Raw genomic sequence first — 16,150 nt, 5'->3', positions numbered from 1 at the left:
TTCAAAACGCCAATAACACTAATGAACAAACTAATAGCACGTTAAAAACAGCCGATCAAATTATTATAGAAGATAGAAAAACTCGCCATTTCAAGAAGAAATGGCGAGTTTTTATTGTTACCCCAGGTGTTTTTTCATGTGATATTAGTGCTTTTCCAGTTCTTGTTTCTTCAAATGGATTTTTGAAATCTTTCCTGCTGCTGTCATCGGGAACTGCTCAAGGAATTCGAGTTCTCGTACTTTTGAATAGTGGACGACGCGTTCATTTGTATAGGTCATGAGTTCTTCCTCAGACAAGCCACTGCCGGGTTTGAGGATGACGAATGCCTTTGGAATTTCACCGATGCCTTCTACAGGTTTTCCGATGACAATAGCGTTTTGGACGTCGGGATGAGAGACAAGAACTTCTTCAATCCGGCTTGGATAGACGTTGTAGCCGTTGTAGATGAGCATCTCTTTTTTTCGATCGACAATCGCGAGATAGCCGTCTTCATCAATGATGCCGATATCTCCAGTATGCAGCCAGCCACTTCGAAGTGTCGCAGCCGTTTCTTCCGGCTTATTGAAATAGCCTTTCATGACTTGTGGACCGTAAATACAAATTTCTCCAGCCTGTCCAGTCGGAAGAGGGTCTTCGCTCATGCCGTCGAGCGATACGACTTTGATTTTTGTATTGTAGGTTGGCAAACCAACTGTTCCGACTTTATGAACGCCGCCTGCGACCATGACACTGCCGGCTACAGATGCCGTCGCTTCTGTCAGTCCATAACCTTCGCCAACACGTGCATTCGGGAACATTTCTTTTAGCAGTCCTAACTCTTTTTGTGAGAGAGGAGCTGCACCAGAACTGATGTTGCGGATTGTCGAGAAATCGTATGAGTCGACTCCAGGCAAGTTTAATAAGATATTCCACATTGCAGGTGCTCCGTTAATAGAAGACACACTGTATTTTTCGATTAAATCTAGAAATTGTGTAGGAACGAACCGGTCCGGTAACAAAGTCGTGACTCCTTGTGCCATCGGAGAGACAATCATTCCAATACCACCCGTAATATGAAATAGCGGAGAAGGACTTAACCGCACTTCTTCACCGAGAGGAATTAAGTATTTTTTCTTGTAGATTTCACGGTCTTGTTCGACCGCTACGAAACGCAGTGCACCGTCACTATCTAAAATAGGTAACGCCCCAGCCGTCCATGCGGCAATTTGTGTAATATTACTGACTAAATTCGCGTGGGTAATCATCACGCCTTTCGGACTGCCTGTTGTGCCTCCTGTATAGGCGATATGAGCAAGATCAAGTTCCGGAACGATACCCGCATCAAAGTCGTCTTCTGATGCCGCTGCTTTTAATGCTGCAAAACTATAACAGCCATCGTAGTCATCCATTGGTACAGGCGTTTCGTTGGAATAGATTTCGGACTCTCCAGTGAGAATCACATGTTTGACTTGCGTATTGGTAAGCACTTCTCGAATGGAATGTGCAACCGATTCATGTGTCACGACAACTTGAGTTTCGGAATCATTCAATTGGTGCGTTAAATCTCCTGTAGGTAAATACGGATTGAGTGGGGAATAGGCTGCACCTGATAAAATGATTCCGTAATACGCTGCGACGTATTGCGGGCAGGTTGGCAAATGAGTTGATACGACCATGCCACGACCAATACCAAGTGTTCGCAATGCATTTGCAAAACGCTTTGCCTCTTGATAAATCGCGTTATATGAAATCGGAGTATCTCGATAAATATAGGCATTTTTTTCACCGTATTGTTTAACGCTACCTTTTAAAATCGCACCCGCTGATACGTTGGGAATGTCGAGAATTTCAGGTAAATCCAAGTCATAGTTATCTTTTTTTGGGAGTTGGACATTCATCTGATCACCGCCTATTTAAGAGTTTGAATGCAATCTATTTATAATTCAATAACACAAGATTTTTCGCGACAGTAATCTTCAATCGAATCTGTGCCAAAGCCACTACTTTTTACACCACTAAAGGGCATTTCAGGTCCGACGCGCGCATACGTATTAACCCATACGTTTCCAGCCTCGATTGCAGAAACCATGCGATGCGCAAGGCTCAAGTCTTTTGTCCAGACACCTGCAGCCAGACCGAATTCCGTGCCATTTGCGAGTGATAGAGCTTGTTCTTCCGTGTCAAATGGAATCATAACTGCAACAGGTCCAAAAATTTCTTCCTGGCAAATACGCAAAGTATTGGACTCAGCTTTTAATAAGGTGGGCTCAATCCAATAGCCCTCTGCTAAATCACTGTGACCGGGTGCAACTTCTGCTCCTCCAGAACGACCGCCAAAGAGCAGTTCCGCGCCTTCGTCTAATCCGACTTGGATATAATTACGAACGATATCGTATTGTGATTTGTTTGCGATGGGGCCAGTTGTAGTTGTAGGATCCAGTGTCGGCCCGTATGTTTTATAGGCAGGATTTTTTAGGCGTAACACGACGGCTTCAGCCACTTTGTCAAAGATTGATCGATGGACAAGTAAGCGTGAACTTCCGACACAAATTTGTCCTGAGTTTCCAGAGAAGATGCTGTATGTACTAATCGCATCTGCTACGGCATCGATGTCCGCATCTTGAAAGATTATATTGGCAGATTTTCCGCCAAGTTCTAGAATGAGTGGCTTTGGTTTATCAGCTGTCGCTCGTGCAATAGTAGCAGCTGTACGACTAGATCCAGTCAAACTAATTTTGTTGACGTCGGGATGACTCGTTAAGGTGTCTCCAATATCTGCGCCGTATCCAGAAATTACGTTGAAAACTCCTGGCGGAAAGATGTCTTTTACCAACTCAGCGAAATACAGAGAAGCTGAGGATGCATGCTCAGAAGGCTTGATAATGACCGTATTTCCTGCTGCCATGGCATTTGCTGCTTTGATGGAAAGTGTAAATAATGGAGCATTCCACGGTGTGATTCCGACAACAACGCCATAAGGCTCACGAAGTGTGTAACCGAGACTTGTCGCTGTCACGGGAACGGTTTGACCGCGGTTCGCACCCAATGCTCCAGCGGCAGCGTTAAACCAAATTTGTTGCAATACGGGGATTAAGCCATATGTCGTTTCGCGAATAACCCAACCCGTGTCTTGCGTTTCAAGAGCTGCAAGCGCGTCTCCGTGTTCACCGATGAGTTCAGCCACTTTTCGTAAAGCGGCTGCTCGATCTTCAGCTTTCGCTTTTTTCCAAGCTGGGAATGCACTCTTCGCAGCGTTAACTGCCAACACCGCGTCTTCTTCAGTGCTTTGAGGAATGTATGCCCATACTCGACCAGTTGAAGGATCGATGCAGTCAATTTTTTCGTCACCTATTGCCCCACGTAATTCACCATTAATTAAATTCTGATAGACTTTCAAATCCGTTGATACGGTCATTTGCTATTCTCCTTCTTAACTAATCTGTAGTTCGTTACTTACGAAACAGGTACGGGATGTTGTTTAGTGGATTTTGTATGCCAGCCGAGTGCGCGCGCTGCTTTTTTACGAGAGTCGCGAACCGAACCGAAATAGTTCTCGTAATAGCGTGCACGTTTTAGGTAAAGTTGAACATCCAGTTCTTCTGTGAATCCAATTCCGCCATGAAGTTGAATCGAGTCGGCAGCTGCTTTTATATAGGCTTTCGAAACGAAAGAACGAGCGCTATGAACAGCTGTTTCTTTATCTTCTGTATTATTTTCTACAGCCCAAGCTGCGTAATAAGACAAAGAACGTGCTGTTTCTAAATCGAGTTTCATGTTCACAATGCCGTGTTTGACTGCTTGAAATCGACCAATGGGTTGATTAAACTGAATACGAATTTTTGCGTATTCGGTCGTTGTATGAACCAGTTCATCCATGCCACCGACCATGCTAGAGCAGAGCGCCGCATTGAAATGGAGCAGTGCATTGTCCAACATTTGTGCCGCCTCGCCGGGTTCACCGAGCAATTCAGCAGGTGCTTGATCAAAGGTCAATTGTGCAATTTGCTGCGTCTCGTCAATGCCTGGAAGAATTTTTTGTGACGCAACATCACTTGCTTTAATAAGAAATAAAGATTTTCCTTCGGCTGTTTGTGCAGCTGTGACGAAGATGTCTGGATTTCCTAATACGGAAACAAGCGTTTTCGTACCTGTTACGGCGTATCCGCTAGTTGTTTTTGCTGCAATGGCGCTAAATGATTTTGGTGTCAGTCCTCTGTTTTGTTCATACCACGCAACAGAGATTGTGCTTTCGCCTGTGGCGACTTTTGTTAACCAATTGGATTTTTGGACTTGTGTTCCGTAAGCGTTAAGTAACGGTACGGCTAAGGCGAGTGTTTCAAGTTGGATGCCCGGTAATAGCACGCGTCCAGTTTCTTCAAAAACTGGAACGAGATCAAGTGCACCAAGTCCAAGTCCATCTTGCTCTTCTGGAATTGGAATCGCAGAGATACCCATTTCAGCAAGACCGGAAGTTACACGTGTAATCGATTCTAGTTTGCCATCAATTATGGAACGGGCAATATCGGTTTTGCCTAAATCAGTCATGTATTTACGAATGGCTGTACGAAACAACTCTTGTTCTTCACTTAATGCGAAATCCATGTTCTTCACCTCTCCTAACAGTTATCGTCCTAAATCTTTTGGAAGTCCGAGAATTCGTTCGCCAATCGTGTTACGCTGTACTTCGCTTGTGCCGCCACCAATCGTTGCACCGAATGAAGCGAGGTATTGCCCTTGCATATCCGAATCGAACAAGGCATCTTCTGCCATAAGTATGCCTGCATGACCTTGAATCGTCATCGCAAAGTCGAAAAGTTCTTTCGTCAATTCACTGACCAGTAATTTATCAAGCGAACTTTCTGGTCCCGGTTTCCCGTTTTTTAACGTATGTGTGATGTTGCGATAGTAGTTTAGTTTGGCTCCATTGATGCGTGTATATAAATCAGCAAGTCCGTCTCCAACGAACGGATCTTCCATTAGCGAGACACCGCATACTTGCACGGATTTTGCCATATCAACGACGCGATCAAATTGCTGTTCGAGTGTAAACACTTGAGCTGCAATACCAGATCGTTCATGCAACATAAGTGCAATCAGCACTTTCCATCCTTTACCGACTTCGCCAACGACATCTGCGTCCGTTGCAATGGCATCTGTTAAATAGACTTCATTGAATTCTTGGTGGCCGTCCATTTGGACAATCGGCACTGTTTCAACACCCGGTTGGTGCATATCAAGCAGAAATACGGTAATTCCGTCATGTTTGCCTTCGCTTTTTTCTGTTTTTGTTAACAAGAAACAGCGATCTGCAAGGTGAGCAAAACTGGTCCATACTTTTTGCCCATTGATGACCCACTTGCCGTCTTTCTTCACAGCCATCGTTTGGATTGCAGAAAGGTCAGAGCCTGCACTCGGTTCTGAATAGCCTTGGCTCCATACTTGCTCACCAGTTAAAATTTTCTCGATAAATTCATCTTTTTGACTGTCGGTTCCCATTTGCATCAAGGTTGGAGCAACCATATGAATTCCGATGTAGTTAATAAGGGGAGGGGATTGGACACGAACCATTTCCTGATGATAAATAATTTCTTCCATTAACGTTGCGTCGCGTCCGCCGTATTCCTTTGGCCAAGCGATGGCAGCCCAACCACCCTCATAGAGCGCGCGTTGCCAGTCGCGTAAAAACTGAGAGTAGTGTTGTGGGTCTTTAGGAAGTTGACGATCTCCTTCTAACCAACCTGTCGGGAGATTCGTTTCTAGCCAAGCGCGTAGTTCGCCGCGAAACTTTTCTTCTTTTTTCGTAAATGTAAAGTTCATCAAGACACATCCTTTCGTTCTATTTCGTCGTTAGTTGCAAAGTTGAACTGCACTATTGAAAAGAGCGGGACTCTAGCTGTTGTTACTTTTTAGCAGGTATCCATTGAGGTAATGCTCGGTCTTCCGTGATATCTACCCACGTCATTTGGAGTGGCATGCCGATTTCTACATCTTCTGCGTCACAATTAATAATGTTCGCCATCAGTTTTACTTCAGGAGCGGCATCAAGTGACGCTACAGTAATAATCGTTGGTAAGTCATGCTGGAAACCGGGGAGGAATGGACGGTATGACACAACGTATGAATACACGGTTGCTGAAATATTTGACCCAAGCAATTCCCATTCAGTTTCTGGACTGCCACAACTAGGACACGCTGGACCTGGTGGATGAATAAATGAACGACAAGCTGTACATTTTTGCAACTTCAACTCATGTTGATCTGCAGCATCCCAATACGGGTGATTGTCTTGGTTTTTTAATGGAATCGGTTTTTCGTAATCAGTTTTTATCGTCATAAAAACGCCTCCTTAGTTTCGTAGAATCATAGCACCGGCCATATCAGGACCCGCCCAGCCAGTTGCAATCCCGAGCTCACAATTTTTTACTTGTCGATCGGTTCCTTTGTAGTCATGTCGCAATTGGCGAACGAGTTCGAGTACATTATTCATGCCATGGGTATAGCCTTCGGACAACATGCCACCTGCTGTGTTAGAAGGAAGTAAGCCGCCCATTTTCAAATTGCCGTCAGCCACGAAATCACCAACTTCGCCGCGTTTGGCGAATCCATAGGACTCTAATTGGCGAAGAACGACCCAGCTAAAGCAATCGTAAATCGCTGCGACTTGAATGTCTTCAGGTTTTACACCAGCAGAACGATACAATTCTGCCGCCGCATAGTCGGCCGCAACTTCATCCACCTGAGTCCAATAGTGAGTGTTGGAATGAGTCGTACGAGGAGCCATTCCCGCAATAAATACAGGTTTCGATTTGCAATTTTTCGCATTTGCTGCAGACGTTACAATAATCGCATTTGCTTCATCTAGTTCTACGCAGCAGTCATGAATATTAAATGGTGAACTGATATCAGGTGTCGCTAAATACGTTTCCATATCAAGTGGCTTGCCATGTAAAAATGCATCGGGGTTTCGCTGTGCATGTTCATAAAAACTAATACATACATGACCTAAATGTTTTTTCGTGATTCCAGTTTGCTGCATATGTCGCGTCGCGAACATGCCAAACCACTGTGTAGGACTGGCAGTTCCATAAGGCATCAAGAAGCTGCCACCTGACAGCATTTCTTGTAGCATGTTTGGGTCATAGCCACGTCCGACTTGATGGCCCGAACTACCATTCATTGAACGATAGATTAGCACCGTATTCAGCATGCCCGCTTCGATTAGTGCAACGGCGTCAGCGATAAGCAATTCTGTGCTACTGCCGCCACCACTTACGTCTTTGACGTATTTAGGGTGACATCCAAGAAACGTTGCGAGTTCATGGGAAGGACACGAGTCAGCGCCGGTAGAGTAGTTCATGATGCCATCAAGGTCGTTTGCTTCAAGTCCGGCATCTGCTAATGCATTACGTGCTGCAGTGAGTGCCATATGAAGCGGAGTGGTTCCTGATTTACGTGAGCGCTTATTTTCGCCGACTCCGACGATTGCGCATTGATTTGAATAAGTTGCCATGTGTGGAGCCTCCTTCTTTAGTTAAGTGGGTTCGAACATACTAGAACAGCAGAACCGGTCCCGACTCGCTCACCCGGTGCTTTTTCTGCAAATAACTCAAGTGCCACTGCCGGTTGTCCATCGATTTCCATCAATTGCTTTACAAAACCACCACATGTGATCACGTCACCAGGTTTTGTCATGGCACCGAATCGCATATTGAATTGGTGAACAACCGATTCGGTTCCAGCAATTTCTTGAACGTATTGACCAAGAAAGCCCATAATGAGCATGCCGTGGGCAATAACGCCATCTAGTCCAATGCTTTTTGCAAAGTTATCATCTGTGTGAAGCGGATTCAAGTCGCCAGAAGCTTGTGCATACTGAACGAGTTGTTCTTTACTGACAGCAGGTTTTGTAAAAGAAGGAAGAGAGATATTGGACTGAAGTTCCGAAAAAGAAATAGCTGTAATCGCTTTCATTTATTTCGCCTCCTTCGGAACGGGTCGATAAATAATCGTGTTGCGAGAAACTGCTACAAGTGTGTCGTCTTCAGTTGTCATATTCGTGTCGAGAACAAGAAATTGCATCGTTCCACTTTTCCCAACCCGGTCGTAGACATCCGTGACGGTCATTATACAGTCTAATTTATCGCCAATTCGTACGGGTTGATGGTAGATAAACTCCTGCTCCCCGTGCAACATGCGTTTGAAATCGAGTTTAAGTGGAAACTCAGCGTGGCTACCCAGCGCCACTAAAAAAGTAGGAGGGACAGTCATTCCTTCGTAAGCGGTTGTTTTTGCATAAGCTTCATTTTCATACAACAAGTTGTTGTCGCCGATTGCTTGTGCAAATCGCGTAACATGTTCTCGTTCGATGACGACACTATAGGGGTTACTGGCAATCCCTATCATGCTTTTATTTAAATTCATGAGGCACCTCCGAATTTTTTGTTTGAATATTCTATCTAAAATGAATATTAAATGAATTATATTGACAGAACAATGTATGAATCTCTATATTTATAGTATATAAAGTAGATTTTTCTCTACTGAAGGAGCGTGAGGCTATGGATAATTCGATTGCAACACTCTATAACCGAATGGGGTTCAAATTGCCTTATTCCGTATGGAGGAAAACCGGGGAGTCTAGCACGTTGGAGGCAATCGTTAATAGATCAGAAATGACACCTCCTGCTATGGAAAATATGCGAGGAACGCCTATTCACACCTTTCAAGAGAACGATGAACAAAAAGTCCAATTTACATATGCAGATGATTACCGTGTCTTTCTCGTTTTTACAGAAAATCGTGTAGTTGGTGAAGACGAGTTGGCTGTGCTTTTTGACTTTTTCTATAAAGGCTATGCACAGTTTATCGATGTTACGGGACGTGTGAAATTAGCAAAGATTGTTGATAGTATTCGTTATACAACCGCATCACTCAATTTAGAAGACGTTTTTTGCAATATTTTGACGCATACGCTTGAAGTTATTACAAATGCAGATTATGGAACACTTTGGTTGTATGATGAAACGAAAAAGAAAATTGTTTGCAAAGCATCACAAGGATATCGGTACGAAGAAATCCGTCACATGGAATTCGAACTAGGAGAAGGTCCTGTTGGTCATGCCTTTGAAGTTGGGACGCCCGTGTTAATAACAAACCCTAGCGATCTGAAATTTGGTGAAGTAAAACATATTTCGAAAGAAAACAAACAGCGTTGGGGAAGGCGAGTTGAAGATATCACGAATATTCGATCTGTGATTGCCTATCCCATCGTCGTAGAAGACCGTATTGAATGCGTCATGTACCTGGGACAGATGCATTCAGAACATGTCTTAACCGATCGAGATTTATGGCTGCTGCAAATTTTTACGACTCAAGTGGGTATCGCAATTCGCAACGCCAAGCAGTTTGCGAATATCAGGGAATTGAATGATGCTTTGGTGCAGCGAGATGTTATTCATGCAAGGTTGACGGATTTATCCGTTCGAAATATGGGGACAGAGAAGATGGTTGAGGAACTAAGTCAGATGGCGGGACAGTCGCTAGTGTTTATTGATTTGTTGATGAATGAAATGATTCCAGCTATGGCCATACTTCCCACTGGATTATCATTCAGTCATTTACTGCAGATTATTCAAAAAGAGTCTCAAGCAAAAAGTATCGAACTTAATACAAAAGAAGGCGATGTCGTATACCCAATTCGTTCAGGATCTGTCGTGCTGGGTTGTTTGATTGCAAAGTCACCACAAACCTTGACGCGTCTTGGTGAAGTAGCACTCGAACAAGGCAGTGCAGTACTTGCCTTAGAACGTGTTCAAAAGCAAAATGTGTTAGCATTTTATTATAAAAATCAGCAACAATTGTTTGATGAACTTCTCTATACGAACGATCCCGAGCTACTGAATGAAAAAGCAGAGGCTCTCGGAATTCGGAATTCTGAAGGGTTTGTCGTGGCGATGCTGCAAGTGACGGGTTGCTCCGATCCGCAGGAACTAGAAGCGCATATTTTTCGCCTTATAGCGGAGTTACGTTCCGCAGCAGGTGCACTTGTTCAGACCGTATTTGGTTGGCAAAACAAAGTCATTTTGCTGGCTGGCGTAACCGGAACTGTGGAACTTGGTTTTTTCGAAAGGCAATTGGATGAAATGTTAGTGTATCGAGCAGATGGCCGAAACGATTACGTGTTGCATGGGGGAATTGGGTCGTTGATCTCTTCATACAGCGACATTGAGCGATCGTATCGTGAAGCCGAAATTGCGCTGACCAATCCACTTGCAGGAAAGGTGAATCACAAACTTGTACGCTATACAGATATCGGGATTAGTCGGTTATTCACGAGTCGGAATACCGAAGAAGTCAGTAAGTTTTTATCAGATGTCTTTCAACCATTACGCGAAATTGACCGTTCAGGTGGCATGTTGGAACAGACACTTCTTGTCTATTTCGAAAAAAATCGATCAGCAGGCGAAGCGGCAGAAACCTTGCATATCCATATTAATACGCTTTATCAGCGGTTAAAAAAGATAGAAGAGGTACTTGGCTTATCGTTAAAAAATGCAGATGATGTCTTACAATTGCAGCTGGCTTGTTATTTGCGCCAGCGTGCATAGAAAAATTATCACCTAACAAGGAGAGGATGTCTCAAAAAAATTAGGAACAATGACTTTCGAGATAGCTCCTTTTGCATGCTAAAGAACAAGTTGCTGTTTATTATGACGAGGCTAGCGAACATATCTTTGCTCTTCTCCATGTCCATGCCTATCAGCCGTTTTGAATCTTAAAAAAGAGACAAATAAACGTTCAGTTGTGTAAGAAAATGAAACGATTATGCAAAAATAATATAGAAAATGCGTTCGGCCCTATCAAGGGAAATCAGTCGTTCTGAAATTTCACTTCCAGGACCTTGAAAAAGTGCCCACCGAGTTCTGGATTATAGGTCACGAGTCAATAAAAAAGACGAAGAAAAAAGAACTCTTTTTTCTTCGTTTGTTTTATGTTAAAGCCTATAGGGCGACACTCTTTGTATAAAACTATTTTTTTTGTAACTCGATTTTAACATCTCCATTAATATAATTTGGATAGGAGAACAAGTCGATTTTTATTGGATTGACATACCCGTTATCTACGATGCCAATTGCAAAGTTTTGTCCGTTTTTATAACTAGTAGACATGCTAGAAGATGACAAGTCTAGTAGTTCATCATTTGCATCCTTTACTTGATAATCAATTCCGTAAGCATGTTCTTTATCTGCATCGACTTTCAAAGTCATTTCAACTTCAGTTCGACTAGATTTAGTTAAGGTCAACCTACCATCTTTTGGACTGTGCAATAAAACGTTCTTCTCCGTATCTACTATCAAATAAGCGTCTTCTTGGTCGACCGCTTGCATAGTATTGATGCGTAAATACAGTTGCTTCGGCTTTTCAAAATAATTGCTTTGAAGATAGTAAAGCATTTCGCCATCTTCCATATTACCAGTAGTCGAAATTCCATTGGATATTGAACTCCAAATTTCACCGGTGTCATCTTCTAAGCGCATATCTTCAAATTGAAGTATTTTTTTAGTGTTAGTTGGATCAAACGAAATCTTAATACCTACGCGAAGTGGATGAACAGTGATATCTTCGATTGTGAATTTTTGTCCTTCGACTTCCACTTCTTTATTGATGCCATAAATGATACTTGGTTTTACATTTTCAGGAACAACAAACGGTATGGAAAAATCAAACGAATTGCCGTTCAAAATAGTTTCTAGTTCAAGTGTAAAAGATAGGTCTTCAAAATTTATCGGGTCTTCAAATGTATATTTCAGGATATCTGTATAGATTTTTGGAGACAGATCTTCAGACACTGGGGAACTGTAGGAAATGCTTGCAGAATCAAGTTCTTGTTGCTGATTGTTTAAAACTGGCGTTTCTATGACGACATCGTCTATTTCTACAGGAGATTCAATGGTATAAAAGAGATTCATGCCCGATTCGTCTAAAACGACACCGTCAATCGTCATCGTCGTATGTCCAATTGTTTGAGACTCACCGATCGGTTGGTAGTAGTCATTTTCAAATATAGCAGTAAGTCCTTTGTCATCTTGTATCAATTCAACAAATTTTTCCATTCCAGGAATTGATGCCACCGCATTAGCGAAAGTGGGAGATACCCGGATTGTCGTGAGGACTGTGAGAATCATCAGCGCAGCTGCGGCTAGGCTCCAAAAAGTTCGCTGCCGTTTAGCGCGGAGTTGCCTTTTTTCTCGTTTGGCTTGTTCAAGACCTTGTCTAATTGCTCCGTCTGCTTGATCAATGGGAAGAGGGATCTGTGCTAAGTGGTTTTTGAAATCATTTAATTTCTGTTCCTCTTTTTCATACATGATCGATCTCTCCTTTGTCTTCAAGATATCTACGGAGCGTTCGTAGTGTTTTATGCAAGCGTGATTTTACAGTACCTTCAGGAATTTTTTCGATGGCTGCGATGTCTTTGATTTTAACGTCCTGAAAATATTTCATGTAAATCAATTGTTGTTCAGTGGGAGAAAGTGTACTTAAAGCTTCCTGTAATTCAATTTGGGCTAAATTATCTAAAACTGGAAGGTCAAGATTTTTCTCGCTCAGGACGAACCGTTTGCCTCTTTTTAGTTGATCCTGGCAATAATTAATCATAATACGAATTAGCCAGGTTTTGGCATAGGCAGGCTCCTTTAAGGTGTGAATTTTCTTGAATGCTCGGTAAGTCGTTTCTTGTAAAGCTTCAAGTGCTGCGTGTTCGTTTTTAAGAAAAGCTAAAGCAGTCCGTAATAAGGCTTCTTTATGCATATGCATTAAAGCGATAAAAGCTTCTTCTTCGCCTTGTATCGCTTTTCGGGCGACGTTAATTTCATCCACAGCCAACACCTCACTCTCTACTTACATATTAGACATCTCAGCCTCGAAAAAGTTCATAGAAAATATTTTTTTGTTAAAATAATTTTTTTTCCATATTTATATGATTCTAGCTCAATACAAATTACGGTTTTTATGTACTTGATCGATTAACCAACAAAACACTCTTTCGACGCTTACTCCACACAAATTGATGCTGCCATTATCAGCGCGCTTTAATGCGTCCGTTACCCGCTTCAAAATCAATAGGAAAATCGAGCGTGTCGGTAGCTAGTTGGATACGCTCATTCTCCGCCTTCGCCTGCAATATTGGGCTGGACGGATAAGTTAGTTCAGTACTTTACTTACCCGCGGAAGTCCCCACTATTTTGCTCCATCTCTTCTTGTTACCAACGAAAAAATAGATCCTACCTTCCTGCTCGACAAGTTACTTAGCACCGGTGTGTCGACGGGCTTGGCGAAGTAAGAAGACCGGCGAACTTTACCTGGCTTCTCGAGGAAGCCATTCCCAAAGCGTTGTAGAAAAATTGGCTACTTTCATTCAATTTATATAAAAAAAATGGTGCAAAATAGTCATCCTATTGACTAAACCGTAAACTTTATCATAAATGTATTTATTTATCAGAAAAATCAGTTCATTAATGGTTTACATGTTATATTATGGAGTAACAAAGTGAATATGATGCTGAATTTATTTTTTCGCAACTGCTTGAAAGAATGCATTGTCTCTATTGTAGAAGGGGGATGCTGAAATGTGGCATGTAGAGAAAACGATTTTCATCGACCGCAGTGTGGAGGAAGTCCATCGATTCGCAACGAATCCGAAATTCTGGTACCAGTGGTATGCCAATTTATCCGAAGCTGAAAATCAAATAGGAACAGGTAAAAAAGGAACAAGCATGGATTTAAAGTATTTTTTTTTAGGAAGAGAACGATCGGTGCATGTACTTGTGGAAGAAAACGCGCCCGTTGGTAATGGGTATGTTTGGCGATGCCTCGTCACGGGTTCTTTTGACGCGACTCAAACATGGAGTTACGTACCGAAAGAGGAAGGCACTGAACTTCATTTTGAGATGAATTATGAACTTTCAGGAAACATCGTCGGGAAAGTGGCCAATACGTTTTATGTAAAAAAGCTGATGTCCAATTCAGTAAATCAGACATTGCAAAATCTTAAAGATATTAGTGAAAGCGAATAACGTGTCTCATATGGCGGATTGTGTGAATCGAAATGGACTAATTGCAAAAAACAGTTTGCTTAAAGAACAAGTCAACGGGGCCTCTTATGAAAATGTCAGGGGCAAATGGAGAACCCGAAATGTTGTCACCTGAGATTCACTTTTTTTACTCTTTTGTATTACTGAGTTGGTGGACGACTAAACCATTATAAGAGCTGCTGATAATGTACTGGCATATGCTTTCCAATGTATAGCGCTCAACAGCATTTAATCCTTGGACTCCACATGCGATAAGTCCGACTTCCGCTTGTTTTGCGTAGTCGCGCGAAATGACCTTATCAGGTGAACTTGAGATGACAAATACGTTCACTTCAGATATGTCACCTGCTAAGGCTTTTTAAATCATCAAAACGCTTCTTGCCACGATCAAAGATTCGATTAACATACAAATTCCTCCGAAGCTTTTTTGTTCATAGGCTTGGTATAATTTTTCAACCATGATAAAAACCTTTAGAAATCTTTTTACTAGCTGGCTAAAATGATATGAAGCTTTGTTTATAAAGGTTCATATCATTTTGGTGAATTGAACTGACTCCACACTTTCTGCATGTATAGCGCGTACATTTAAATTGTAGACAGATACAAGGATTTTAAAAAGGAGGCAGAAAGAAATGATGGGACCAGGATGGGGAATGGGTTGGGGAATGGGAGGTGGAATTTGGATGATACTCGCATTATTGGTTATCATCGGCGTTGCTGTTTACTACTTTACGAAAAATAAAAACAACAATGGTTTTACTAACTCGCAGCAAGGTACTAAGACAGACGCACTGGAAATAGCTAGAACTAGGCTGGCTAAAGGTGAAATAACGACCGAAGAATTTGAAGAAATTAAAAAGACGCTGTTATAAAAAAGACTAATGAGATGCTGAAAAAGCGTGCATGAAAAATACATCCGTGCAAGACGCAATTTCGAGCTGTACAGTTTTGTAACATAGAGAAGATAAAGCAAAAAACCGCGATTTGGGTCTGGCCCAATCACGGTTTTTCTATAGGTATAACTTTATGTTTTCATACGACCAAATATGTTTTAAGCGCTTGCTGCAACGTACCCAGTGTTTTCGTTTTTGGGTCAAAAGACAAGTCTAAGTGAATCATTTTGCGGACAACTTCTGCACGTAAACCGGTAATTATCGTGTTGCAGCCCATTAACGCTGTACCATCGATAATTTTCATAATGTGATAAATGACTTCGGTTTCCATATCGGCTATTCCAGACAAATCCAAAATCAATGTATCGATACGAGAGATACCGACTTCGTTTAATACTTTTTCTTCAAGAATCGATGTACGGAACAAATCAACCGAACCGATTAACGGAAGAATGGAGACAGATGAATTGATGGGAATGATTGGCACAGACAAGTTTTCAACCAACTGTCGGTGTGCTTTAATCAACGAATCTTTATAAGTTGAATAACTGATAAAGAACGTATTTAAGAACACATCAACGCGTGAGTTAATATCTTTTTCCATAGCAAAAAAATCAAATGTACTTCCATTGTCAGTAGCCTCGTTGTATTGTTGAAGGAAGATCCACAAGGTACGACGAATGGCTTGAATCCATTCTAATTTGAAGGAAAGTTCAATAGAGTGTGTAGCCCATGCAATGCCTTCTTGCTTAGCAAATAACCGGAGGTCTTCTTCTTGTCCATCAATGATGTAGCCAACAACTGCATGCGCGTTTGTAACAAGATCAATATTGCCAACCGTTAAGATTTCATCCATTTTGTTTTTTACGTTAACGGCTTCCTCTGACAATTTTTCTTCAAACGCTTCTTGATGCTTCAAGAAAAAAGCTTTGATTTCTTCTGATTTTTGTAACGGCTTGGCCATTCCTTTTTCTCCTTTAGAGTGAATTTTAATGAGTAAATCGAGTGTCTCTTTAAAGTATATCATTAACGATTTTTTTTTGTGAAGTGGTGTTAGGAGAACGGGGATTTCTGATTTCGTCTGTAATTCTGAGTAAAAACGGCGTATTTAGAAAAGGGGAAGAGCATTGTAGTAGATAAATTGACGCAACAAACCATCCGAAGAATTTGACAATCCTAGGAACGCA

Annotated in this window: 15 protein-coding genes; 3 read left to right on the top strand and 12 right to left on the bottom strand. The window is 42.0% G+C overall.

Annotated features, from left to right (window positions below; all coding sequences use genetic code 11):
• Positions 1-144: 144 nt before the first annotated feature.
• The 8 genes from AUO94_RS05090 to AUO94_RS05055 all read right to left on the bottom strand — a co-directional run bounded on the left by AUO94_RS05090 (position 145) and on the right by AUO94_RS05055 (position 8,401).
• The gene (locus tag AUO94_RS05090) at positions 145-1,878 is read right to left on the bottom strand and encodes an AMP-binding protein (protein ID WP_058386207.1); all 1,734 of its coding nucleotides are present in this window, start codon (positions 1,876-1,878) and stop codon (positions 145-147) included.
• A gap of 38 nt (positions 1,879-1,916) precedes the next feature.
• Complete coding sequence (locus tag AUO94_RS05085) at positions 1,917-3,395, bottom strand: aldehyde dehydrogenase family protein (protein ID WP_058386206.1); 1,479 nt, start codon at positions 3,393-3,395, stop codon at positions 1,917-1,919.
• Between the two features lie 38 nt (positions 3,396-3,433).
• A complete protein-coding gene (locus tag AUO94_RS05080) occupies positions 3,434-4,582 on the bottom strand; it encodes an acyl-CoA dehydrogenase family protein (protein WP_058386205.1) in 1,149 nt (382 codons plus the stop codon).
• A 21-nt stretch (positions 4,583-4,603) separates the two neighbouring features.
• Complete coding sequence (locus AUO94_RS05075) at positions 4,604-5,797, bottom strand: acyl-CoA dehydrogenase family protein (RefSeq protein ID WP_058386204.1); 1,194 nt, start codon at positions 5,795-5,797, stop codon at positions 4,604-4,606.
• 82 nt (positions 5,798-5,879) lie between these two features.
• Complete coding sequence (locus AUO94_RS05070; RefSeq protein WP_058386203.1) at positions 5,880-6,314, bottom strand: Zn-ribbon domain-containing OB-fold protein; 435 nt, start codon at positions 6,312-6,314, stop codon at positions 5,880-5,882.
• A 12-nt stretch (positions 6,315-6,326) separates the two neighbouring features.
• On the bottom strand, positions 6,327-7,490 hold the full coding sequence (locus AUO94_RS05065; protein WP_058386202.1) for a thiolase C-terminal domain-containing protein: 1,164 nt from the start codon (positions 7,488-7,490) through the stop codon (positions 6,327-6,329).
• A gap of 17 nt (positions 7,491-7,507) precedes the next feature.
• Positions 7,508-7,951: a MaoC/PaaZ C-terminal domain-containing protein gene (locus AUO94_RS05060; protein ID WP_082707501.1), complete on the bottom strand. Its 444-nt coding sequence runs from the start codon at positions 7,949-7,951 to the stop codon at positions 7,508-7,510.
• Positions 7,952-8,401 (bottom strand): MaoC family dehydratase N-terminal domain-containing protein, encoded by a 450-nt coding sequence (locus tag AUO94_RS05055; RefSeq protein WP_058386201.1) that lies wholly within the window; start codon positions 8,399-8,401, stop codon positions 7,952-7,954.
• Between the two features lie 137 nt (positions 8,402-8,538).
• Here AUO94_RS05055 and AUO94_RS05050 point away from each other — a divergent pair, with 137 nt between their 5' ends.
• Positions 8,539-10,587, top strand: coding sequence for a helix-turn-helix domain-containing protein (locus AUO94_RS05050; RefSeq protein ID WP_058386200.1), 2,049 nt, complete (start codon positions 8,539-8,541; stop codon positions 10,585-10,587).
• A gap of 420 nt (positions 10,588-11,007) precedes the next feature.
• Here AUO94_RS05050 and AUO94_RS05045 read toward each other — a convergent pair whose 3' ends face one another.
• Together AUO94_RS05045 and AUO94_RS05040 are read right to left on the bottom strand one after the other, a co-directional pair.
• On the bottom strand, positions 11,008-12,345 hold the full coding sequence (locus AUO94_RS05045) for a DUF4179 domain-containing protein (RefSeq protein ID WP_058386199.1): 1,338 nt from the start codon (positions 12,343-12,345) through the stop codon (positions 11,008-11,010).
• Complete coding sequence (locus tag AUO94_RS05040) at positions 12,338-12,856, bottom strand: sigma-70 family RNA polymerase sigma factor (RefSeq protein WP_058386957.1); 519 nt, start codon at positions 12,854-12,856, stop codon at positions 12,338-12,340. The genes AUO94_RS05045 and AUO94_RS05040 overlap by 8 nt, the downstream gene beginning before the upstream one ends.
• 749 nt (positions 12,857-13,605) lie before the next feature.
• On the opposite strand from AUO94_RS05040, the gene AUO94_RS05035 reads away from it, so the two are divergent.
• Entirely contained in the window at positions 13,606-14,052 is a 447-nt protein-coding gene (locus AUO94_RS05035; RefSeq protein ID WP_058386198.1) for an SRPBCC family protein, read from the top strand.
• Between the two features lie 145 nt (positions 14,053-14,197).
• On the opposite strand, the gene AUO94_RS17230 is transcribed toward AUO94_RS05035, so the two are convergent.
• Positions 14,198-14,401, bottom strand: a complete 204-nt coding sequence (locus AUO94_RS17230) for an adenine nucleotide alpha hydrolase family protein (protein WP_156423929.1) — start codon at positions 14,399-14,401, stop codon at positions 14,198-14,200.
• 301 nt (positions 14,402-14,702) lie between these two features.
• Between AUO94_RS17230 and AUO94_RS05030 the strand changes: the two genes are divergently transcribed.
• Positions 14,703-14,942, top strand: a complete 240-nt coding sequence (locus tag AUO94_RS05030; RefSeq protein ID WP_058386197.1) for an SHOCT domain-containing protein — start codon at positions 14,703-14,705, stop codon at positions 14,940-14,942.
• A gap of 160 nt (positions 14,943-15,102) precedes the next feature.
• On the opposite strand, the gene AUO94_RS05025 is transcribed toward AUO94_RS05030, so the two are convergent.
• Positions 15,103-15,927 carry an STAS domain-containing protein gene (locus AUO94_RS05025; RefSeq protein WP_058386196.1) on the bottom strand — a complete coding sequence of 275 codons (825 nt, stop codon included), beginning with the start codon at positions 15,925-15,927 and terminating at the stop codon, positions 15,103-15,105.
• Positions 15,928-16,150 lie beyond the last annotated feature (223 nt).

It is taken from the genome of Planococcus kocurii, from assembly GCF_001465835.2.
In the GTDB taxonomy this organism is placed as follows: Bacteria; Bacillota; Bacilli; order Bacillales_A; family Planococcaceae; genus Planococcus; species Planococcus kocurii.
The sequence above is the reverse complement of the archived record's forward strand: the minus strand, read 5'-3'. Positions and strand labels throughout refer to the sequence as shown.

What these genes read in the sequence shown, in the direction of transcription:
- AUO94_RS05090 (WP_058386207.1), bottom strand. Translation starts at nt 1,878, where the DNA reads ATGAATGTCCAACTCCCAAAAAAAGATAACTATGACTTGGATTTACCT.
- AUO94_RS05085 (WP_058386206.1), bottom strand. Translation starts at nt 3,395, where the DNA reads ATGACCGTATCAACGGATTTGAAAGTCTATCAGAATTTAATTAATGGT.
- AUO94_RS05080 (WP_058386205.1), bottom strand. Translation starts at nt 4,582, where the DNA reads ATGGATTTCGCATTAAGTGAAGAACAAGAGTTGTTTCGTACAGCCATT.
- AUO94_RS05075 (WP_058386204.1), bottom strand. Translation starts at nt 5,797, where the DNA reads ATGAACTTTACATTTACGAAAAAAGAAGAAAAGTTTCGCGGCGAACTA.
- AUO94_RS05070 (WP_058386203.1), bottom strand. Translation starts at nt 6,314, where the DNA reads ATGACGATAAAAACTGATTACGAAAAACCGATTCCATTAAAAAACCAA.
- AUO94_RS05065 (WP_058386202.1), bottom strand. Translation starts at nt 7,490, where the DNA reads ATGGCAACTTATTCAAATCAATGCGCAATCGTCGGAGTCGGCGAAAAT.
- AUO94_RS05060 (WP_082707501.1), bottom strand. Translation starts at nt 7,951, where the DNA reads ATGAAAGCGATTACAGCTATTTCTTTTTCGGAACTTCAGTCCAATATC.
- AUO94_RS05055 (WP_058386201.1), bottom strand. Translation starts at nt 8,401, where the DNA reads ATGAATTTAAATAAAAGCATGATAGGGATTGCCAGTAACCCCTATAGT.
- AUO94_RS05050 (WP_058386200.1), top strand. Translation starts at nt 8,539, where the DNA reads ATGGATAATTCGATTGCAACACTCTATAACCGAATGGGGTTCAAATTG.
- AUO94_RS05045 (WP_058386199.1), bottom strand. Translation starts at nt 12,345, where the DNA reads ATGTATGAAAAAGAGGAACAGAAATTAAATGATTTCAAAAACCACTTA.
- AUO94_RS05035 (WP_058386198.1), top strand. Translation starts at nt 13,606, where the DNA reads ATGTGGCATGTAGAGAAAACGATTTTCATCGACCGCAGTGTGGAGGAA.
- AUO94_RS05030 (WP_058386197.1), top strand. Translation starts at nt 14,703, where the DNA reads ATGATGGGACCAGGATGGGGAATGGGTTGGGGAATGGGAGGTGGAATT.
- AUO94_RS05025 (WP_058386196.1), bottom strand. Translation starts at nt 15,927, where the DNA reads ATGGCCAAGCCGTTACAAAAATCAGAAGAAATCAAAGCTTTTTTCTTG.